18 protein-coding genes are annotated in these 19,303 nt (G+C 73.5%); 10 read left to right on the top strand and 8 right to left on the bottom strand.

What is annotated here, in order from left to right:
• Positions 1-90: 90 nt before the first annotated feature.
• Positions 91-342, top strand: coding sequence for an acyl carrier protein (locus tag SMD20_RS17260; protein WP_329581896.1), 252 nt, complete (start codon positions 91-93; stop codon positions 340-342).
• Complete coding sequence (locus SMD20_RS17255; RefSeq protein WP_329581894.1) at positions 339-1,613, top strand: beta-ketoacyl-[acyl-carrier-protein] synthase family protein; 1,275 nt, start codon at positions 339-341, stop codon at positions 1,611-1,613. The genes SMD20_RS17260 and SMD20_RS17255 overlap by 4 nt, the downstream gene beginning before the upstream one ends.
• A 302-nt stretch (positions 1,614-1,915) precedes the next feature.
• Here the strand turns inward: SMD20_RS17255 and SMD20_RS17250 are convergent, their stop codons facing one another.
• Positions 1,916-2,707, bottom strand: a complete 792-nt coding sequence (locus SMD20_RS17250; protein WP_329581892.1) for a hypothetical protein — start codon at positions 2,705-2,707, stop codon at positions 1,916-1,918.
• 96 nt (positions 2,708-2,803) lie between these two features.
• Here SMD20_RS17250 and SMD20_RS17245 point away from each other — a divergent pair, with 96 nt between their 5' ends.
• The 3 genes from SMD20_RS17245 to SMD20_RS17235 are packed head-to-tail and all read left to right on the top strand — an operon-like array spanning position 2,804 to position 6,332.
• The gene (locus tag SMD20_RS17245; protein ID WP_329581889.1) at positions 2,804-4,426 is read left to right on the top strand and encodes a fatty acid CoA ligase family protein; all 1,623 of its coding nucleotides are present in this window, start codon (positions 2,804-2,806) and stop codon (positions 4,424-4,426) included.
• Positions 4,423-5,418 (top strand): NAD-dependent epimerase/dehydratase family protein, encoded by a 996-nt coding sequence (locus SMD20_RS17240; protein ID WP_329581887.1) that lies wholly within the window; start codon positions 4,423-4,425, stop codon positions 5,416-5,418. The genes SMD20_RS17245 and SMD20_RS17240 overlap by 4 nt, the downstream gene beginning before the upstream one ends.
• A gap of 2 nt (positions 5,419-5,420) precedes the next feature.
• Positions 5,421-6,332 carry an alpha/beta fold hydrolase gene (locus SMD20_RS17235; protein ID WP_329581885.1) on the top strand — a complete coding sequence of 304 codons (912 nt, stop codon included), beginning with the start codon at positions 5,421-5,423 and terminating at the stop codon, positions 6,330-6,332.
• A gap of 6 nt (positions 6,333-6,338) precedes the next feature.
• Here the strand turns inward: SMD20_RS17235 and SMD20_RS17230 are convergent, their stop codons facing one another.
• Positions 6,339-6,503: a hypothetical protein gene (locus SMD20_RS17230; protein ID WP_329581883.1), complete on the bottom strand. Its 165-nt coding sequence runs from the start codon at positions 6,501-6,503 to the stop codon at positions 6,339-6,341.
• A 116-nt stretch (positions 6,504-6,619) separates the two neighbouring features.
• On the opposite strand from SMD20_RS17230, the gene SMD20_RS17225 reads away from it, so the two are divergent.
• A complete protein-coding gene (locus SMD20_RS17225) occupies positions 6,620-7,426 on the top strand; it encodes a glycerophosphodiester phosphodiesterase (RefSeq protein WP_329581881.1) in 807 nt (268 codons plus the stop codon).
• Between the two features lie 3 nt (positions 7,427-7,429).
• Here the strand turns inward: SMD20_RS17225 and SMD20_RS17220 are convergent, their stop codons facing one another.
• From SMD20_RS17220 to SMD20_RS17210, 3 genes are all read right to left on the bottom strand, one after another.
• Positions 7,430-7,816 carry a hypothetical protein gene (locus tag SMD20_RS17220; protein WP_329581879.1) on the bottom strand — a complete coding sequence of 129 codons (387 nt, stop codon included), beginning with the start codon at positions 7,814-7,816 and terminating at the stop codon, positions 7,430-7,432.
• Positions 7,817-7,908: 92 nt separating this feature from the next.
• Entirely contained in the window at positions 7,909-9,105 is a 1,197-nt protein-coding gene (locus SMD20_RS17215) for a CaiB/BaiF CoA transferase family protein (RefSeq protein ID WP_329581876.1), read from the bottom strand.
• Positions 9,102-9,734 (bottom strand): GntR family transcriptional regulator, encoded by a 633-nt coding sequence (locus SMD20_RS17210; RefSeq protein ID WP_329581873.1) that lies wholly within the window; start codon positions 9,732-9,734, stop codon positions 9,102-9,104. The genes SMD20_RS17215 and SMD20_RS17210 overlap by 4 nt, the downstream gene beginning before the upstream one ends.
• A gap of 401 nt (positions 9,735-10,135) precedes the next feature.
• Here SMD20_RS17210 and rraA point away from each other — a divergent pair, with 401 nt between their 5' ends.
• Positions 10,136-10,606: a ribonuclease E activity regulator RraA gene (gene rraA / locus SMD20_RS17205; RefSeq protein ID WP_329581870.1), complete on the top strand. Its 471-nt coding sequence runs from the start codon at positions 10,136-10,138 to the stop codon at positions 10,604-10,606.
• 13 nt (positions 10,607-10,619) lie between these two features.
• Here rraA and SMD20_RS17200 read toward each other — a convergent pair whose 3' ends face one another.
• Positions 10,620-11,918: an alpha/beta fold hydrolase gene (locus SMD20_RS17200; protein WP_329581867.1), complete on the bottom strand. Its 1,299-nt coding sequence runs from the start codon at positions 11,916-11,918 to the stop codon at positions 10,620-10,622.
• 737 nt (positions 11,919-12,655) lie between these two features.
• Between SMD20_RS17200 and SMD20_RS17195 the strand changes: the two genes are divergently transcribed.
• The 3 genes from SMD20_RS17195 to ligA all read left to right on the top strand — a co-directional run bounded on the left by SMD20_RS17195 (position 12,656) and on the right by ligA (position 16,120).
• Positions 12,656-12,802 (top strand): hypothetical protein, encoded by a 147-nt coding sequence (locus SMD20_RS17195; RefSeq protein WP_329581864.1) that lies wholly within the window; start codon positions 12,656-12,658, stop codon positions 12,800-12,802.
• Positions 12,803-13,428: 626 nt separating this feature from the next.
• The gene (locus tag SMD20_RS17190; RefSeq protein WP_329581861.1) at positions 13,429-13,812 is read left to right on the top strand and encodes a hypothetical protein; all 384 of its coding nucleotides are present in this window, start codon (positions 13,429-13,431) and stop codon (positions 13,810-13,812) included.
• 202 nt (positions 13,813-14,014) lie between these two features.
• Positions 14,015-16,120, top strand: a complete 2,106-nt coding sequence (gene ligA, locus SMD20_RS17185) for an NAD-dependent DNA ligase LigA (protein ID WP_329581858.1) — start codon at positions 14,015-14,017, stop codon at positions 16,118-16,120.
• A gap of 125 nt (positions 16,121-16,245) precedes the next feature.
• Here ligA and SMD20_RS17180 read toward each other — a convergent pair whose 3' ends face one another.
• Together SMD20_RS17180 and SMD20_RS17175 are read right to left on the bottom strand one after the other, a co-directional pair.
• Positions 16,246-16,995, bottom strand: a complete 750-nt coding sequence (locus SMD20_RS17180; protein ID WP_329581855.1) for an enoyl-CoA hydratase — start codon at positions 16,993-16,995, stop codon at positions 16,246-16,248.
• Between the two features lie 10 nt (positions 16,996-17,005).
• Entirely contained in the window at positions 17,006-19,303 is a 2,298-nt protein-coding gene (locus tag SMD20_RS17175) for an acyl-CoA dehydrogenase family protein (protein ID WP_329581852.1), read from the bottom strand.

Genomic DNA, 19,303 nt, shown 5'->3' with positions numbered 1-19,303 from the left:
GACCTCGCGTCACAAGTGATCATCTTTCCTGCCATCGGCCAGGCTAGGCGGCACGGCCATCACGCTGACCTGCGCGAAAGGGAGCCCGACGTGAGCGACGAAGAGATCCTGGCGGTGGTGCGCGAACGCTGCGCGCACATCCTGAAGGTCGATCCCATGAGGATCACCGAGGACGCCCTGCTGCGCGAGGACCTGGAGGCCGACAGCCTCGACCTGGCCGAGCTGCACGTCACGCTGGAGGACGAGTGGGGGCCGCTGCCGCGCGAGGCCTTCGCCGACGTACGGACCGTGGGCGACGTGCTGGCCCGCGCCCGCGAGCTGGCACCGGAGCGCCTGGGATGAGCCCGGCGACCGGCGGCGGAGCAGCGGCGAGGCCGCGCGCCCGGGTGGCCGTCACCGGGCTGGGCGTGCGCACCCCGGCCGGCGCGCACCCCAAGGAGCTGTGGGACGCGCTGCTCGCCGGCCGCTCCACCGCGCGCCGCATCACTTCGTTCGACACAGAAGGGCTCGGCGCCACGTTCGCCTGCGAGGTCACCGGCCTGGACGTCGAGGGCTACCTGACGCCCAAGCAGGCCTCCCGCCTGGACCGCGTGGCGCAGCTCGCGGTCTGCGCGGCCGGCGACGCGATGGACGACGCCATGGACGACGCCGGACCGGTGCGCACGCCGCCCGAGCGGCAGGCCGTCGTCACCGGCAGCGGCTTCGGCGGCGCCCTGACCTACGAGGCGGGGCTGCTCTCCGGCCGCCACGCGGGCCGCGGCAACCCCGGCCCGCTGCACGTCCCGATGGTCATGCACAACGCGATGGCGGCCGCGATCAGCATCCGCCACCGGATCCTCGGCCCCAGTCTGTCCGTGGCGACCGCCTGCGCCTCCGGCGCCCACGCCATCGCCGAGGCCGCCCGGCTGGTCCGCGACGGCACCGCCGACCTGGCCGTCGCCGGCGGCTCCGAGGCGTCCATCACGCCGTCCGTGCTGCTGGCCTTCGAACGCTGCCGCGCCCTGTCGCTGCGCAACGACGCGCCGGAACGGGCCAGCCGGCCCTTCGACCGGGACCGCGACGGGTTCGTGCTGGCGGAGGGGGCCGCGTTCGTCGTCCTGGAGAACCTGGAGCACGCCCTCGCCCGCGACGCCCACATCTACGGCGAGCTGTCGGGGCTCGGGTTCTCCTCCGACGCCCACCACATCACCGCGCCGCCCGAGCAGGGCGACGGGGCCGCCCGCTGCATGCGCGCCGCCCTCGCCGACGCCGGGCTGACGCCCGGCGAGATCGCGCACGTCAACGCGCACGGCAGCAGCACCCCGCTCAACGACCTGGCCGAGGCGCGGGCGATCAACCAGGTGTTCGGGACGGTACGGGTGCCGGTGACCTCCACCAAAGGGGTGACCGGGCACGCGATCGGCGCGGCCGGAGCCATCGAGGCCGTGGCCGCCGTCCTCGCGCTGAACGAGTGCGCCGTCCCGCCGACGGCCAACCTGAGCGTCCTCGACCCGCAGTGCGACCTCGACGTCGTCGCCGAGGCCCGGTCCATGCCGGCCGCGCCGGTCATGTCCAACTCCTTCGGCTTCGGCGGCCACAATGCCACGCTGATCTTCTCGCCCGCGCCGTCCTGACCGTACGCCGACAGACCCGGTCGGCCCAGCTCATCAGGTACGTGAGCCAGGACCGGCCGGGTCTGTAAGGCGGCGGGTCCGGACCGGCGGGTGCCGGTCAGATGGCGGTTCCGGGTCCGGGCCGCCGAGGCCGGCGGGTGGAGCGGTGGTCAGCCGAGGCCGCCCACCAGCCGGCCGTGGGAGGTGCCGCCCATGCGGACCAGCAGCGTCGGGCTGCTGGGGCGGGCCGGGCCCCATGTGCGCCGGGCGCGGACCTGTCGGCGCCGGGCACGGGCATCGGCCCCGCCGACGGGGCTTCGGGCCTACACGTCGGCGAGCACGGGCGCGGCAGCCCCGTCCGCGGCCGGCTCAGGCGCGACAGCCTCGTCGGCGGCCGGCGCGGGTGCGGCGGCCTCGTCGGCGGCGGGCTCAGGCGCGGCGGCCTCGTCCACGGCCGGCTCGGGCGCGGCGGCCGGCTCGGGCGCGGCGACCTCTTCAACGGCGGGCTTGGGCGCGGCGGCCTCGTCCACGACGGCCTCGTCGGCGGGCGCGGGTGCGGCGGCCTCGTCGGCGGCCGGCTCAGGCGCGGCGGCCTCGTCCACAGCCGGTGCGGGCGCGGCGGCCTCGTCCACGGCGGGCTCGGGTGCGGCGGCCGGCTCGGGTGCGGCGGCTTCGTCGACGGCCGGTGCGGGCGCGGCGACCTCTTCAACGGCCGGCTCGGGCGCGGCGGCGGGCTCGGGCTCGGGTGCGGGCTCGGGCGCGGCGGCCTCGTCCACGGCGGGCTCGGGCGCGGGGGCGGGCTCGGGCGCGGCGGCCTCGTCCACGGCCGGCTCAGGCGCAGCGGCCGGCTCGGGCGCGGCGGCCTCGTTCACGACCGGCCCGTCCGCGGCGGGCTCGGGTGCGGCGGCGGGCTCGGGTGCGGCGGCCTCGTCGACGGCCGGCTCGGGCGCGGCCGCCGGCTCTGGCGCAGGTGCGGGCTCGGGCATGGGTTCGGCCGCGATCGGAGCCGGCGCAGGTACGTCGGGAGCGGGAGCGGCGTAGGCCGGGATCGACGCGGCGAGCGGCAGCACGGCTGTGGCCGTCCCGGCAGCGATGACGGCGATGAATCGGCGCATGTTCTTACTCCTAGTCACGTTGAGTAACGTATTGCTACGAATAGTTACCGCGCACGGATCGCCCAAAACGCGACACACCGGGAGGGAGTGCTTTTCATGGATGCTGCCCGGCTCTTCGCCGCCGAGGCTGAGCTGACCGGACGCTGGCCGCATGCCCGTCCTGAGGCCGTCGTCTGCCGCATCGACGGACGGCGCGGCAGAGGCTCCGAGACGCTCACGTACCGCGAGCTGGACGACCTGATCGGCCGCACCGCCCTGGCCCTGGGCCGCGCGGGCGTCGGCGCGGGGACGACGACCGCCGTCATGGTGCCGCCGGGCCGGGAGCTGGTCGCGCTGATCCACGCTCTGCTCCGGCTGCGGGCCGTCCCCGTGCTCATCGACCCGGGCCTCGGCGTGCGCGCCATGAGGAGGTGCCTGGCCGAGGCCGCGCCGCAGGCGTTCATCGGCGTGCCCCTCGCCCACCTCGCCCGTGTGCTGCTGGGCTGGGCCCGCGACAGCGTACGGACCACGATCACCGTGGGCCCCCGTACGCTGCGGCTGGCCCGCCCGTCGCCGCCCGGCTCCTGGCCCGCGCCGCGCGGGGAGGACGACGGTCCGGCGTTCGTGGCCTTCACCTCCGGCTCCACCGGCGTGCCCAAGGGCGTGCCGCTCCGGCACCGGCACCTGGCCGGGCAACTGGAGCTGCTGACCCGTCTGGGGGCGCTGCAGCCGGGTGCGACGGTCTGGTCCACGTTCCTGCCGTTCGCGATCGCCGCGCCCGTCATGGGCTGCGCCTCCGTCGTCCCCCGGCTGAACCTGCGCCGTCCCGCCCGCAGCGATCCCGCCGCGATGGCGGAGTCGATCCGCGCGCACCGCGTCACCGGCCTGTTCGCCGCGCCCGCGCTGCTGGACGGGCTGGCCCGCCACTGCCTGGAGCGCGGCCTCACGCTGGACGGCGTCCGTACCGTGCTCACCGCGGGCGCGCCGCTGCCGCACGCGGTCCTGCGCCGCGCCCTGCGCTGCCTGCCGGAGGGGGCCGAACTGCTCTCCGTGTACGGCGCCACCGAATGCCTCCTGGTCAGCGCCGCGAACGCGGCCGAGCTCACCGGGACCGCCGAGGACACGGCGAGGGGAGCGGGCACGTTCCTGGGCGCGCCGCTGCCGGGCAACCGGGTCCGCGTCATCGCCGTCACGGACGAGCCCGTCCCGTACTGGTCGGACGACCTGCTGGTGCCGCCGGGCACCGTCGGGGAGATCACCGTGACCGGGCCGGCGGTGAGCGACCCCTACCTCGGTCGCCCGTACGACTCCGCCCTGGCCCGCATCGACGACGGCGGCACGCCCGTGCACCGCATGGGTGACCTGGGGTGGATGGACGAGCGGGGCCGCCTCTGGTTCGCCGGCCGCAAGGGCGAGCGGGTCCGCACGGCCGCCGGCGACCTCTACACCGACCAGGTCGAACCGATCGTCAACGACCTGCCCGGCGTGCGCCGCACCGCGCTCGTGGGCGTGGGGCCGGAGGGCCGCCGCCGGCCGGTGCTCTGCGTGGAGTGCGAGCCCGGCGTCTCCGGGCGCGAGCGCCGCGCGGTCCTCGCCCTGGTACGCGAGCACGCCCCGCCCGCCGTCGCCGAGGTGCTGCCGCATCCGGGGTTCCCGATGGACGTCCGGCACGCCAGCAAGATCCGCCGCCCGCTGCTGGCCCGCTGGGCCGCCCGCGAGCTGAGGGAGGCCGGGCGATGAACGTGCTGGTGACCGGCGGCGGCGGCTTCCTCGGGCAGGCCGTGTGCCGGCTGCTCGCCGCGCGCGGCGACCGGGTGACCGCGTTCCAGCGCAGCCGGCGTCCTGAGCTGGACGCGTACGGCGTCCTCCAGCGCACCGGGGACGTCCGCGACCTCGACCGGGTCCGCGCCGTCGTCGCCGGGCACGACGCGGTGGTGCACTGCGCCGCGCTGGCCGGGCTGTGGGGCGCGGCGAGCGACTTCCGCACGATCAACGTGCACGGCACGGCCCACGTGGTCGACGCCTGCCTGAGCGCCGGGATCGCCCGCCTCGTGCACGTCTCCTCGCCGAGCGTCGTGCACGACGGCCGCGACCTGGAGGGCGTGGACGAGTCCGTCCCGTACGCCCGCCGCCATCTCGCCCCCTACCCGGCGACGAAGGCGGCGGCCGAGCGCATCGTGCTGGCCGCGAGCGGCGCGCGGCTGGCCACTGTGGCGCTGCGGCCGCACCTCATCTGGGGGCCGGGCGACCCGCACTTCCTGCCGCAGCTGACCGCGCGGGCCCGGCGCGGCCGGCTGCTGCTGCCGCGCGCCCCCGGCAAGCTGATCGACACCGTGTACGTCGACAACGCCGCCGAAGCGTGCCTGCTGGCCCTGGACGCGCTCGCCCCCGGCCGCCCGGTCGCCGGGCGCGCCTACTTCGTCGCCCAGGACGAGCCGGTCCCGATCGCGCAGTGGGTCAACGGCCTGCTGGCGGCGGCCGGGCTCGGCCCCGTACGGCCGCGGGTGCCCGCCCGGCTGGCGCGGCTGGTGGCCGGGGTGGTCGAGCACGGGTGCCGGCTGGCCGGGGCGAGTCCGCCGCTCACCCGGATGATCGCCGTGCAGGCGACCACGTCCCACTGGTTCGACCTGTCGGCCGCCCGCCGCGACCTCGGCTACGCGCCGCGCGTCACGACGGCGGAGGGCCTGTCCCGGCTCGCCGCCCACCTGTCGTCCGCGCCGGCGGGGAGCTGAGCGTGGACGCCTCCCGCCTGCCCGGCTACCCGTTCGCGTCCCGCTGGTTCGTGCGGGACGGCCTGCGCCAGCACTACGTGGACGAGGGCGCGGGCGCGCCGGTGCTCATGCTGCACGGCAACCCGTCCTGGAGCTACCTGTGGCGGCGGCTGATCACGGCGCTGCGCGGCGAGCACCGCTGCCTCGCGCCCGACCACATCGGCATGGGCCTGTCGGACAAGCCGGGCGAGGACCGCTACGCCCACACCCTGGCCACCCGCGTGGCCGACCTGGACGCGCTGACCGCGTACCTCGTCGAGCACGAGGGCGTTCCCGACCGCGGCTGGACGCTGGTGATGCACGACTGGGGCGGCCCGATCGGCATGGCCTGGGCCGCCCGCCATCCCGGCCGGGTGGCCCGGCTCGTCGTGCTCAACACCGCGGCCTTCCCCAGCCCGTACGGCGAGCGCGTACGGCCCGCGCTGCGGCTGCCGTTCTGGCTGCTGCGCGAGACCGCGGCGGGCGAGCGCCTGTTCCTGCGCCATCACGCCTTCGCCCGGCTGGCCACGCTGCCGCCGTTCGGGCTGCGCCGCCGCCTGCCGAGGGATGTGCGCGCCGCCTTCCTCGCCCCGGGCCGCGACCCCGGGCACCGGGTGGCGGTCCGCCGCTTCGTCACCGACATCCCGCTCGGCCCGGCCGACCGGGCCTGGCCGCTGCTGGTGCAGGCCGCGGAGGGCGTGCGTGCGTTCGCCGACCGGCCCGTGCTGATCGGCTGGGGGCTGCGCGACCCGGTCTTCGACCGCGCGATGCTGCGCGAGTGGCGCCGCCGCCTGCCGCACGCGACCGTGCGCGCCTACCCGGACGCCGGCCACTACGTGCTGGAGGACGCCCACGAGCGGCTGGTGCCGGAGATCGCCGCCTTCCTGCGCAGCTGAACGTGCTCACCCGGCGAGCCGGCTGTCCGCCTGCCGCTGGATCAGGTCCTCGCCGGCCACGACCACGCCGTCCGGGATCGCGTCCGGCAGGTCGTCCTCCAGCCGCCGGACCGGCCGGTAGCGGAAGGCCACGAGCCCGATCAGCACGGTCACCGCGCCCGCGACCAGCATGAGCAGGCCGATGCCGCCGACCAGAACGACCCCGTGCCGGAATGGGTGTCGATACGTAAAGAATCGGATTCGGTGGCCCTTGATCATGAGCGTCGCCGCGCATAGCCTGTCGCCCCATGAGAACGAGGACCAGAGCGGTGTCGCTGGCCACGGCGCTGGCCGTGACGATCCCGGCCACCGGGCTTCCCGCCCACGCCGGCACGAGCGCCACCCGCGCGGCGGTCGCCTGCCCCCAGGTCTTCGGCCACGGCGGCTACCCGACCGGCGCCAACCCCTGGGACCGGGACAAGATCCGCCAGCCCAACAACCCACGGGCGCTCAACGACCAGAAGAGCTGGGGCGCCGACGGGGTGGAGGGCGACGTGCAGCTCACCCGGCAGGGCACCAAGGCCGTCATGTGGCACAACACCTCCACCAACGGGCTGACCGGTACCAAGCAGAACATCACCGACCTCTGGTGGGCCGCCGGCACCGGCAACCTGCAGAGCCGCACCATCACGCGCGGCCCCTACACGGGGGAGCGGGTCTACACGCTGCGCGAATGGCTCGACCAGGTGCGCTCACGCGGCCTGGTCGCCCTCCTGGAGATCAAGCCCGAGACGAAGCCCATCCTGTCGAACGCCACGTACGCGGCGGCCGCCTGGAAGGAGATCTCCGACCCGATCAAGGAGCGGCAGGGCGCCCAGCGCATCCTGGTCTACTCGACCGACACCTGGATCCAGGCCGAGCTGGCCAAGCGCCACCCCACGCTGCTCAAGGGCGGCGCGGCCCGCTGGACCGACAGCGTGGGCTGGGAGGAGCCGCCGCCGTCCTGGACCGGCAACACCGCCCGCTGGCAGAGCGTGCTCGACGCGGCCCCGGCGAGCGTGATGACCAACTACACCAAGGAGTACCGGGCCTGGCTCAAGGGCAAGTGCGCCTGACCCTCAGTCGATCCTGCGGCACACGGTCACCGGCAGGCGGGCGGACCACGTCCTGGTGACGGCGTCGTACGCCTCGGCGTAGCCGTTGCGGCTGCCGTTGCACGGGGAGGCGAGCGGCGTGTCCACGTAGACGGCCCCGCCCGGCGTCACCGGATGCGTACGGGCCACCGCCCACTTGCCGAAGGCCGAGACGCCGTTGCTGTGCTTGACGCTCACGAAGACCCGGCCGCCGACGGTGAAGTTGCCGCCGGCCACCTTGAGATGACCGGCGAAGGTGTAGGTGAACAGGAAAGGCCGGCCCCCCGTGGCCGCCTGCGCGGGGCTCGCGAGGGTCGTGGCGATCACGGCGGCGGCGGTGACGCCGAGCAGGGCGCGGAGGTGACGGTTCATCGGCTCTCCCGGGTGGCGGTCCGTGCGATACGTGCACCATTGAGCGCCGGGACGCTTGCGGCCCGCCTGCGGGTCGCTGGACGCCCGGGGGGCTAGATGATCCCGCCGGCCGAGAGCCGGTCCGTCTCCTCCCGGGTGAGGCCGAGCAGGCCGTGGTAGATCTCATGGTTGTGCCGGCCCAGCTCCGGCCCGGGGGAGCGGACCGCGCCTGGCGTGTCCGACAGCTTCGGCGCGACGTTCTGCATGGCCAGCTCCCCGAAGTCGGGGTGCGCGACGCGGACGATGGCCTCGCGGGCGGCGAAGTGCGGGTCGGCGAACATGTCGGCCGCGCGGTAGATCCGCCCGGCCGGCACCCCTGCCGCGTGCAGCAGGCCGAGCAGGTCCTGGGCGGGCAGCGTCGCCGACCAGGCCGCGATGAGGCCGTCCAGCTCGGCCATGTTCGCGCCGCGGGCCGCGTGCGTGGCGTAGCGCTCGTCCTCCGCCAGCTCCGGGCGGCCCATCACGGCGGCCAGGCGGGCGAACACGCTGTCCTGGTTGGCCGCGATGAGGACGCTGTCGCCGTCTGCGGTCGGGTAGACGTTGCTCGGCGAGACGTTCGGCAGCACGGCGCCGGTGCGTTCCCGCTGATAGCCGGCCTGCTGCCACTCCGGCAGCAGCGACTCCATCACGGTCAGCACCGACTCGTAGATCGCCGAGTCGACGACCTGGCCGCGGCCGCTGCGCTCGCGCTCGTGCAGCGCGACCAGGGTGCCGAGGCAGGCGTACGTGGCGGCCAGCGAGTCGCCCAGCGAGATGCCGGCCCGCGACGGGGGCAGCGACGGGTCGCCGGTGACGTACCGGATGCCGCCCATGGCCTCGCCGATCGAGCCGTAGCCGGCGCGGGGGGCGTACGGGCCGGTCTGGCCGTAGCCGGTCACGCGCGTGATGACGAGCCGGGGGTTGAGCTCGTGCAGCCGCTCCGGGCCGAGACCCCAGCGCTCCAGCGTGCCGGGGCGGAAGTTCTCCAGCAGCACGTCGGACTTCGCGACCAGGCGGCGGACGAGCTCCTGGCCCTCGGGGGTGCGCAGGTCACAGGTCACCGACTTCTTGTTGCGGGCCACGACCGGCCACCACAGCGACTTGCCGTGCGGCTTCTCCCTGCCCCATTGGCGCATGGGGTCACCCTTGCGGGGATCCTCGACCTTGATCACCTCGGCGCCGAAGTCGCCGAGCAACTGGCCGCAGAACGGGCCGGCGATCAGTTGCCCGAGCTCCACGACCCGGACGTCGCCGAGCGGGAGTCCTCTCATGCCTTGCTCTCCTGGTGCCGGGGGCCCAGCAACGACGCGCGGGCCGAGAACAGGTGGGCCCTCATGACCGCCTCCGCCCAGTCGGGGTCGCCGGCGCGGACGGCCGCGGCGATCTCCAGGTGGTGGCCGGCGCTGCGGTCCATGGCCTCCTTGTCGAAGGAGCCGTAGGTGCGCAGCAGGACGGGGGAGTGGACGAGCATGCTGATCTGCTGGGCCAGCAGCGTGCTGCCGCCGAGCCGGACCAGGGCCTGGTGGAAGTCGGCGTTGAGCCGGTAGACGGCGTCGAGGTCGTCCCGGTCGGCGTGCTCGCGCAGCTCCACGGCGATGGCGTGCAGCAGGTCGGCGTCCTCCGGGGCGGCGGCGAGCGCCGCCTGGCGGGCGGCCAGCCCTTCGATCCTGGCCCGCAGCTCGAAGATCGACTCCAGGTCGTCGCGGGGGTACTCGACGACCCTGGCGCCCTTGTTCGCGATGAGCTCGACCAGCCCTTCCGCGGCCAGCCGGCGCAACGCCTCGCGCACGGGGGTGCGGCTGACGCCGAGGGTCTCGGCCAGCTCGACCTCGGCGAGCCGGTCTCCTGGGGCGTACTGGCCGCCCAGGATGAGGCTTCTGAGGTCATCCACGGCCGACATGTATACAACTCCTCGCTCGGGTGGCGGCATCCTGGCTTGGTACAGGCTCATGCGCAAGATGTTGCATACATTATGTCGTGAAGACCGCCCTACCCACCAAACGGACATATGCATATAAGGCGGGCGACGTGGGTATATGGCTATTGGGATCGAGTGCCCGTAGAACGCCTCGGCTGTCATGGCGGCCGAGGCGTTCGCCTTGTGCGGCGACCGCTCGGGTGTGGCGGCTGACCGAAAAAACCTGTACAAACCGGACATTGAGCCGATAATCTGGCGTCGCTCCAGCGGGGATGCCTGGAGCACCAACGTCCGACGCCCCCGGCCGCCGTCCTCGCCGCCGGGGGCGTTCGCGTGTGGTCCCGCGCCACCTCGTAGAGTCGTGCCGACGGAAGGGCGCGATCATGACCATCTCCACCGCCGACCTGTACGACGAGCGCGGCGACCAGCTCGACTCCTGCCACCTGCAACTGCGCCAGTACGGCGGCCGCCGCGCCTTCTCCGGCCGGATCGCGACCGTCCGCTGCCACGAGGACAACGCCCTGCTCAAGTCGGTGCTGTCCGAGCCCGGCGAGGGGCGCGTGCTGGTCGTGGACGGCGGCGGCTCCCTGCGCGCCGCGCTCATGGGCGACGTCATCGCGGGCATCGCGGTGGCGAGCGGGTGGGCCGGCGTGGTGATCAACGGCGCGGTCCGCGACGTCGCCGCTCTCCGCGACCTGGACCTCGGCGTCAAGGCGCTCGGCTCGAACCCACGCAAGAGCACCAAGACGGGCGCCGGCGAGCGGGACGTCCCTGTCACCTTCGGCGAGGCGGTCTTCCATCCGGGGGCCGAGCTCTTCTCCGACGAGGACGGCATCCTCGTCACCCGCCCCTGACGCTGAGCGTTGATCATTCGGTGGGGCAGACTGTGCCCGGTTCTGGGAGTGTCAGGTCGGTGAGGTACCTGGTGGCGTGCCGGATCGGGCACTTCTTGCCTGACAGGTACATGACGTGACCGGGTCCGTCGTAGGCGATGGTCACCGATCCCGGGATCATGCTGGTGAAGCTCTTGGTCGAGGTGTGGTCGAACCACGTGGTGCCCACCCCCAGGAAGGGCGGCAGACCCCGCGTGGGCAGCGGGCGGGATGGATTGGCGACCGGCAGTGGCCAGCCTGTGCAGCCGAGCGCGTCGATGGCCGCTCCCGCGTACTCGGGTGCGATCTTCCGGGCTTTCCTGCGGAAGTCCTCAAGCTGGGCATAGCTGGTGTACCCGCGGTCGTCGCCGCAGCTCATCACCTGCGCCCCGGGCGTCGCCGAATACCTCGCGTTGAAGAGCGCCTGATCGGCGAACCCCGACCCGTCCCCGCCCCGCGCCTTGTCCACCGCGGCCGCGAAGGTCAGCCAGCCGGCGTTCTCCGGCCCTGGGTCGAGGGGGAGGGTGGATGTCAACAGCCATCCGGTCAGCTTCCCCTTGCCGTACTGGGATGAGGTGACCGGAATCGGATGGCGATCGGCATCCCGCAGGAGCCCGCGCCACACCGCCTCGGCGTCCTCGCCGTGCAGCGCGCAGGCGGGAGTCTCCGCGCACCAGTCGGCGAACCTGGCGAACATCCGCTGCATGACCGGCAGGCCCAGCAGCCGCTGCGCGGGCCAGCCCTCGGTCTGGTTGTTCACTCCATCGAGGTACATGGCCCGGATGCGCTGTGGAAACAACCGGGCATACGCGGCGGCCGCGGACCCGCCGGTGCCGCTGGTCATGAAGCTCAGCCGCTCTTCGCCCAGCGCCTTGCGGATCGCCTCGGTGTCCCTGGCGATCGACAAAGCGTCCAGGTGCGCGAACAGCCCCGTCGTGTCCGCCTTCTGACACTTCTCGAACGCGTCGGTCATCGCCGCGGCCAGCGCCGCGAACTCCTTCGCGTTGCGCGGATCGTGCAGGGACACCCCCGGCTGCGTGCATGCCTGGGGCATGTGTGTGATCCACGTGGTGGTACGCGTGTCGTAGCCGACCAGATCGAACCTGCGCCGCAGCTCGGTGAGATCCGCCGCGGAACGGGTCAGGTCCTGGATCCCGTAACCGCTGGAGATGCCCAGGACGCTGCCGAGCCGGCGTGGCTGCTCAGTGGCCGGCAGCCGGGCCAGCTCCAGCGTGATCTTCCGTCCCTGCGGCTTCGCCCAATCCGCGGGGACATCGATCTCAGCGCACTGCATGCCCGCGGGTACGCCCTCGCTCTCGCAGTCCCGCCATCTCAGCGGTCCGTCAGTCCCGGCAGCCGACGCCGCCGGGGCCGTCCCGATCAGCATCGCCACGGCTACGGCGATGACCGGCCACCTGCTCCTACGGCGTTCACCGCCGTGGCGCTTCCTGAGGTTCCGTGCGCGTATCGTGATCATGGTTCCAGCCTGCCGTCGCGGGCGGCCGGTTTCTTCCTGCCCTGAGACGGTTCCAGCAGCGGCGATCCAGGACCCTGGTCCTACTCTCCAGGGCGCACCAAGGCCACGTAGGCGGTGATCATGGCTCCGCCACGCAGGGAGTCGCAGCAGGCGGCCTTGTCGTGGCGCTCGCGGTTGGCCCACGCTCCCCTTGAAGCCCCCTAGGGAACCCCTGATCGCCGTCGCGCCTTGATGTAAGCGCTAACACTTCCGCCCAAGAAGAGTGACGCTCGTGTCCCGCATCCGAGTGCTCGCGTCAGCCCTGGTCGTCCCTCTGGTGGCTCTGACCGCCACCCCCGGCCCCCGCGGCCGGCTCCACCCTGACCGTCGACGTCGCCCTCAGCGCGTCCGTGCCGAACATGGCCGCCACCAGCGCCTCGTCGCCGGTCTCCGGCCCAGCAGCGGTACGCGGCCGAGAACGCCCCGGTGTTCCGCGCCCAGCGGCTGACCTCCTCCAGCCTGCGAGGGCCGCATCGACAACTCCGGCATCTCCCGCACCGACGGTCACCTGGACGATGACCATCGGCTACGCGAACGCCACCGGCACCTGGACCACGGTGAGCCTGCGGGCGGGCTACAACATGATCCGCCTGGCCAAGGGATCGCCGCACTTCGCGCGCGGCGCCGGCTACGCCGGGCTGGACTACACCCAGCTCATCTGACGCTACTCACCGGCATCGAAAAGCCCGCCCCGGGAGGCCCGCTCCGGTCACGCAAACGCAACCGGAGCGGGCCGCCTGCTCTACCGCTGCCTTCAGGTCGTAAAGCTCGGCGGCCTCCGGGCCCGCCGTCGTGGGCCCCGGCCCCTTTACCGGCTGCTCCTTCTGTCGCGATGCATCGCGCGAAGGACATCGGCATCCCTCGACGAACGTCGGCCGTCGTTGGCCTGCTCTTTTGTCCTGGTCATGCCGGTTCTTACGGACCTCACCGTACTCCTACGGCGCTCAAAATAAGGGCAGCCCAGCCTTTGCCGCCATGGGATCAGGCGGGCCGGGGCGTCGCCCTAGCGTGGATTCGAGTTCGGGCCGAGACCCGGTGTTCAGTCAGGACCCGGAATGGCCCTCCGTCCCAAGCACCAGCGGAAGGTGAACTGACATGACCAGCGTCAAGAACCTCCTCGCGGCCGCCGCGATGACGGCCTCGGCCCTTGCCGTCCCGGTGGCGGCCTCGGCCCCGGCCGCTGCCGCTGAGCCCACCGCTCAGAGCGCGACGACGACGGAAAGCCTCACCACCCAGACTCCCTGCAGGTTCCACCGGAACCCGGCCCGTTGCCGTGCCATCCGCAGTGGTGGCGGCGGCGGTGGTGGCGGCGGTGGTGGAGGCGGTGGAGGTGGAGGCGGTGGCGGCGGCGCCAACGTCGACATCAACAACCAGAACATCAACCGCGCCGGTGGCGGCGGCGGTGGTGGTGGCGGAGGCGGCGGCGGAGGCGGCGGCGGAGGCGGTGGTGGTGGCGGCGGCGGCGGAGGCGGAGGTGGCGGCGGCGGTGGCCGCTGATCACCCCGATCAGCGCCGACCGACCAAGCCAACCAAGCCGACCGACCAACCACCGATCGACCAACCGACCAAGCCCACCCAACCCGATCGAGCCGACCCAACCCGACCAAACCAACCGAGCCGATCGACCGATCAAGCCGATCGACCGATCGAACGAGCCGACCAACCGAACTGATCGACTGAGCCGAGTCAGGCCACGCCGCGGCCGTCTCGCTCGCTACGTCTGATCATCGCCACCGAGAACGAGAGGATCGCACCGGCCGCCGGTGCGATCCTCTCCTCACGCCCCGTTCGCCCTGCATGCCAGGGCGAACGCGATCCGGCCCATCGCGCGCGGCGAACCCGGAAGTGTCGGTGGCGATCGCCATGATGGAGCCATGACCGAGACGCCCCCCTTCACCGTGCCGGCCGACGCCACGGCATACGCCGAGGCCGTGCAACTCGCCGTCGACTCCGCCGCGGCCTACTACGCCGACGGCACCTCGACGCTCGACGACGACGCCTACGACCGGCTGGTCCGCGGCATCGCCGCCTACGAGGAGGAGCACCCGGGCGAGGTGCTGCCCGCCTCGCCGACCGGCAAGGTGGCGGGCGGGGCCGTCGTGGGCGACGTTCCGCACACGGTGCCCATGCTGAGCCTGGACAACGTGTTCGGCCCCGAGCAGCTCGCCGACTGGGCGGCCTCGCTGGAGCGGCGGCTCGGCCGTCCGGTGGCGGCGTGGAGCGTGGAGCCCAAGCTCGACGGCCTCGCGATCTCGGCCCGCTACCGGCGCGGCCGGCTGGCACAGCTCGTCACGCGCGGCGACGGGGTCGCGGGTGAGGACGTCTCGCACGCCATCGGCACCATCGTCGGCCTGCCCGACCGGCTGGCCGAGCCGGTCACGGTGGAGCTGCGCGGCGAGGTCATGATGACCACCAGCCAGTTCGAGGAGGCGTGCGCCAAGCGGCGGGCGCACGACGGCACCACGTTCGCCAACCCGCGCAGCGCGGCGGCGGGCACGCTGCGGGCGCAGGACCGCCCTTACGTGTGCGAGCTGACCTTCTTCGGCTACGGCGCGCTGCCGCGGCCCGACGACGACTCCGAGCAGGCCGCGCGACTGCGCGAGCTGCCGCACAGCCAGGTCATGGAGTGGGTGGCCGCGCAGGGGGTGCAGACCACGGCGGCCACGCCGGTCGCGGGCATCGTCGCCGGCACGCTGGAGCGCGTCCAGGAGCGGGTGGGCGAGATCGCGGCGGTCCGGGCCGAGCTGCCGTTCGGCATCGACGGCATCGTGATCAAGTGCGATCTGGCCGCCGACCAGGCGCAGGCCGGGTTCAGCTCGCGCGCGCCGCGCTGGGCAGTCGCCTACAAGCTGCCCGCCACAGAAAAGATCACCAAGCTGCTGGCCGTGGAGTGGAACACCGGCCGCACCGGCGTCATCGCCCCGCGCGCCGTGCTGGAGCCGGTCGAGCTCGACGGCAGCCTCGTCACGTACGCGACCCTGCACAACGCCGCCGACATCGCCCGCCGCGGCCTCATGATCGGCGACAGCGTCACCGTCTACAAGGCGGGCGACGTCATCCCACGGGTCGAGGCGCCGGTCGTGCACCTGCGCACCGGCGACGAGCGGCCTATCGACATCCCCCAGGTCTGCCCGTCGTGCGGCGACGCGATCGACACCTCGCAGGAGCGGTGGCGGTGCGTGCGCGGGCGCGGGTGCCGTGCGATCGCCTCCATCGTGTACGCCGCCGGCCGTGACCAGCTCGACATCGAGGGCCTGGCGGAGAACCGCATCAGGCAGATGCTCGACGCCGGTCTCATCGCCGACTTCGCCGACCTGTTCTACCTGACCCGCGAGCAGCTGCTCGGCCTCGAACGCATGGGCGCCACCAGCACCGACAACCTCCTGGCCGCCCTCGACCGGGCCAAGGGCCGGCCGCTCAGCCGGGTGTTCTGCGCGCTGGGCGTACGCGGCACGGGCCGATCCATGAGCCGCCGCATCGCCCGCCACTTCGCCACCATGGACGCGATCCGCGCCGCCGACCCCGACGCGATCCAGCAGGTGGACGGCATCGGCCCGGAGAAGGCGCCGGTGGTGGTGGACGAGCTGACCGAGCTCGCCCCGCTCATCGACAAACTCGTACGCGCGGGCGTCAACATGACCGAGCCCGGCGCCACGCCGCCCGCCGTGGAAGCGACGGCGGACGCGCAGGCAGCGGATTCAGTGATGACGAAGGAGCTGCCACTGGCCTCGATGTCGGTGGTGGTCACCGGCACGATGACCGGGCCGCTCGCGGCGCTGTCCCGCAACGAGGTCAACGAGCTGATCGAGCGCGCCGGCGGCAAGGCCTCCTCCAGCGTGTCCGCCCGGACGTCTTTGCTGGTGGCGGGGGAGAAGGCGGGCTCCAAACACACCAAGGCCCAGCAACTCGGCGTGCCGATCACCACACCGGAGGAGTTCGCCACCCTCGTCGCCCCCCTGCTCCAGCCACCACCGGCCTGATCACCCGCGCCCACACCACCCCCGAAGCAGCCGCCGTGCAGGCCCGCCGGAACGGGCCCGCCGGGGCATGACTGCCGGGGCGAGGACTGCCGGAGCGGCGCCGTCCCACCCGACCCGAGCCCCGCTCACTTGCGGAAGCGGGCCAGGACCTCGTGGATGCGTGGCTGGGTCGCCGAGTACGCCTGCGCCCAGGCTTCGAACTCGAGCGTGGCGTCGAAGCCCTCGGTCGCCGCGATCCGCACCGCGCTCTTGATGTGCCGCACCAGCCGGGGGTCCAGCTCCGCGTACGTACGCCCCAAGGCCGTCGCGGCGGCCACCGGATCGTCCTCGACCGACAGCGCCAGGCCCGCCTCCACCGCCTCCGCGCCCGTGAGCGTGCCCCCGTCCAGGAGCAGTTTCAGCGCGCGCTGCGTGCCGAGCGCCTGCACCAGGAACCAGGTGCAGCCGCCGCCGGGATGCAGGCCGATCTGGGAGAACGTCGCACCGAACCGCGCCCCCTCACCGGCGATACGCAGGTCACAGGCCATCGCGAGGTTCAGCCCGGCCCCGATCGCGGGTCCGTTCACGGCGGCGATGGTGGGAATGGACAGGGAGCGGAGGATCAGGAAGCTCTCGTACACCTTCTGCAGGTCGTCGTGCAGGGTCCCGACGTCCCGCGTGCGGTCGCCGAAGATGGCCGGCAGGTCGGCGCCACCGCAGAACGCCGATCCCGCTCCCGTCACCACCAGGGCGGTGGCCTCCCGGTCGGAGCGGATCGCGGTCACCGCCCGCACCAGCTCCGCCCGCATGGTGTCGTCGATGATGTTGCGCTTGTCCGGGTGGTTGAGCGTCAGGACGCGCAGCCCGCCGTCCGACTCCACGATGACCTTGTCCATCAGGTGCTCCTCACGATTCTTCCTCGGTGATCCAGTGCCACAGCCGGTCCGGTCCGCGTTCGACGAACGTCCGGCCGAGCTGTTCCGACCACCAGCGGGCGGTGCCGAACTCGTCGCGCCAGGCCCAGAGCCGCCGGGTGGCCAGGTGCAGGGAGTGTTCACGGGTGATGCCCATCGCCGCGTGCACCTGGTGGGCGATGCGCGCGCCCTCGGTCGCGGCGCGGCCGGTGATCACGCGGGCCGCGGCGACCCTGGTCCAGGCGTCCGGATCGCCGTGCGCCATCGCCCGGGTGGCGCGCCGCACCGCGACGCGGGCGGACTCGACCTCGGAGGCCAGGGACGCCACCAGGTGCGCCACGGCCTGGAAGGCGATGAGCGGCTTGCCGAACTGCTCGCGTACCGTCGCGTGCTCGACGGTCCGGTCGAGTGCGGCGCCGAGGGCGCCGGTCAGGGCGGCGGCCCGCAGCAGCGCGGCCTCGGCGAGAATGTCCGGCGGCCTGTGGGACGAGCCGGAGTGCGGCTCGTCGAGCAGGGTTGCGGAGGGCTCGTTCAGGTGCAGCACGTCGGCGGGGGTTCCGTCGAGGTGCAGGTCGTCGCGGGGTTCACCGGCGAGGTTCGTGCCAGGGGTCCAGCGCAACCCCGTCGCGCCGGCGCGCACCTCGGTGAGCGCCTGCCCGCCGGACTCGAGCGTGGCGAGCACCACCACCAGCTCCGCGTACCGTCCCCACGGCACCTTGGAGACGCTCCCGTGCAGCAGGCCGTCGGCGGTGAGATGGACGCGGTCGCCGCGCCTGGGCACGGCGACGGTGGCGACCTTCCCAGCGGCGGCGGCCTGCTCGGTGATGGCATCCCCAGCGGTGGCCTGCCCGGTGGTGGCCTGCCCAGTCGTTACCGCGGTGGTGAGTGCGCCGGTGATGTTGTGGCCGGCTTTGGCCAAGGCGCGGTGGGCGAGGATGGTTTCGAGGGCCGGGACGGAGACGCAGTGCCGGCCGAGACCCTCGGCGATCGTCACCACGTCGTCCAGGTCGCCGCCCTCGCCGCCGCGTTCCTCATCCACCCCGACGGCCGCCCAGCCGAGCTCGCGTACCGTGTGCCAGACGGCGGGCAGCGCGTCGCCCGGCTCGCCGCCGTGGCCGGCGAGGACCTGGTCCACCACCTCGCCGAGCTCGCCGCCGCCGCCCGCTGCGGAGCGGCCTCCGGCGGCGCGTACGGCCCCCCGCGAGATGACCGTGCGCAGCACCTCCGTAGTGCCGCCCCGGATGGTGAACCCCGGCGCGGCCAGGATGCCCTGCGCCAGCAGGCCCTCGGCGCCGGCCGCGCCCGGGTCCGCCTCGGTGTCGAGCAGGATCCTGGCCAGCTCGTTGACGTCCCGCTCCAGCGTGGTGCCGAGGTCCTTCAGCATGGCCGCCTCGTGGACGGGCGCGCGCCCCGCGTCCGTCGCGGACGCCACGTCGAACGCCATCGCGCGCAACGTCGCCAGCCTGGCCAGCACCTCGCCGGTCCGCTCCGCCGCGCCGGCGTCGAGGACGTCCGCGGCCTCGATCGCCGCGGCGAGCAGCGGGTACGTGCTCAGCACCCGCTCGACGCCGCCGCGTTCCAGCGCCAGCTGTTCGGTGACCTGCGTCCATCCGTCGCCCACGGTGCCGAGCACGTGCTCGTCGGGGACGAGGACCTCGTCGAAGGTGACCTCGTTGAAGTGGTGCTCGCCCGCCAGGTCGTGGATCGGCCGCACGTCGACGCCGGGCGCGCTCATGTCGACGATGAACTCGGTCAGCCCTTCGTGCTTGCGTTCTCCCTTCCCGGTGCGGGCGAGCACGTAGGCGTGCGTCGACCGGTGCGCCTGGCTGGTCCAGATCTTCCTGCCGGTGATCAGCCAGCCGCCCTCGGCACGGACCGCCGTCGTACGGACCGAGGCCAGGTCGGAGCCCGAGTCCGGCTCGCTCATCCCGAGGCAGAAGGTGACCTCGCCAGCAGCGATCGCGGGCAGGAACCGCGCCTTGGCGGCTTCGCTGCCGTGCCGCACGATGGACGGCCCGATCTGCCGGTCCGCGATCCAGTGGGCGGCGACCGGGGCCCCGGCCCGCAGGAGCTCCTCGGTCACGACCAGCCGGCTGCGCGCCGATCCGCCGCCGCCGCCGTACTCGACCGGCCAGGAGATCCCGATGAGGCCGTGTTCGGCCATGGCCCTGGTGAAGCCGAGGTCGTAGCCGCGCAGCCAGGCGTCGCAGGCGGGGGTGAACCGGCCGGCCCGCAGCCATGCGCCGACGAGCTCGCGGGTGGTCCTTCGTACGTCGCTGAGTTCCTTCAT

It is taken from the genome of Nonomuraea sp. LP-02 (assembly GCF_036289125.1).
Classification (GTDB): domain Bacteria; phylum Actinomycetota; class Actinomycetes; order Streptosporangiales; family Streptosporangiaceae; genus Nonomuraea; species Nonomuraea bangladeshensis.
The sequence above is the reverse complement of the archived record's forward strand: the minus strand, read 5'-3'. Positions and strand labels throughout refer to the sequence as shown.

What these genes read in the sequence shown, in the direction of transcription:
- SMD20_RS17255 (WP_329581894.1), top strand. Translation starts at nt 339, where the DNA reads ATGAGCCCGGCGACCGGCGGCGGAGCAGCGGCGAGGCCGCGCGCCCGG.
- SMD20_RS17250 (WP_329581892.1), bottom strand. Translation starts at nt 2,707, where the DNA reads ATGCGCCGATTCATCGCCGTCATCGCTGCCGGGACGGCCACAGCCGTG.
- SMD20_RS17245 (WP_329581889.1), top strand. Translation starts at nt 2,804, where the DNA reads ATGGATGCTGCCCGGCTCTTCGCCGCCGAGGCTGAGCTGACCGGACGC.
- SMD20_RS17240 (WP_329581887.1), top strand. Translation starts at nt 4,423, where the DNA reads ATGAACGTGCTGGTGACCGGCGGCGGCGGCTTCCTCGGGCAGGCCGTG.
- SMD20_RS17230 (WP_329581883.1), bottom strand. Translation starts at nt 6,503, where the DNA reads ATGCTGGTCGCGGGCGCGGTGACCGTGCTGATCGGGCTCGTGGCCTTC.
- SMD20_RS17225 (WP_329581881.1), top strand. Translation starts at nt 6,620, where the DNA reads ATGAGAACGAGGACCAGAGCGGTGTCGCTGGCCACGGCGCTGGCCGTG.
- SMD20_RS17220 (WP_329581879.1), bottom strand. Translation starts at nt 7,816, where the DNA reads ATGAACCGTCACCTCCGCGCCCTGCTCGGCGTCACCGCCGCCGCCGTG.
- SMD20_RS17215 (WP_329581876.1), bottom strand. Translation starts at nt 9,105, where the DNA reads ATGAGAGGACTCCCGCTCGGCGACGTCCGGGTCGTGGAGCTCGGGCAA.
- SMD20_RS17210 (WP_329581873.1), bottom strand. Translation starts at nt 9,734, where the DNA reads ATGTCGGCCGTGGATGACCTCAGAAGCCTCATCCTGGGCGGCCAGTAC.
- rraA (WP_329581870.1), top strand. Translation starts at nt 10,136, where the DNA reads ATGACCATCTCCACCGCCGACCTGTACGACGAGCGCGGCGACCAGCTC.
- SMD20_RS17200 (WP_329581867.1), bottom strand. Translation starts at nt 11,918, where the DNA reads ATGCAGTGCGCTGAGATCGATGTCCCCGCGGATTGGGCGAAGCCGCAG.
- SMD20_RS17195 (WP_329581864.1), top strand. Translation starts at nt 12,656, where the DNA reads ATGACCATCGGCTACGCGAACGCCACCGGCACCTGGACCACGGTGAGC.
- ligA (WP_329581858.1), top strand. Translation starts at nt 14,015, where the DNA reads ATGACCGAGACGCCCCCCTTCACCGTGCCGGCCGACGCCACGGCATAC.
- SMD20_RS17180 (WP_329581855.1), bottom strand. Translation starts at nt 16,995, where the DNA reads ATGGACAAGGTCATCGTGGAGTCGGACGGCGGGCTGCGCGTCCTGACG.
- SMD20_RS17175 (WP_329581852.1), bottom strand. Translation starts at nt 19,303, where the DNA reads ATGAAGGAACTCAGCGACGTACGAAGGACCACCCGCGAGCTCGTCGGC.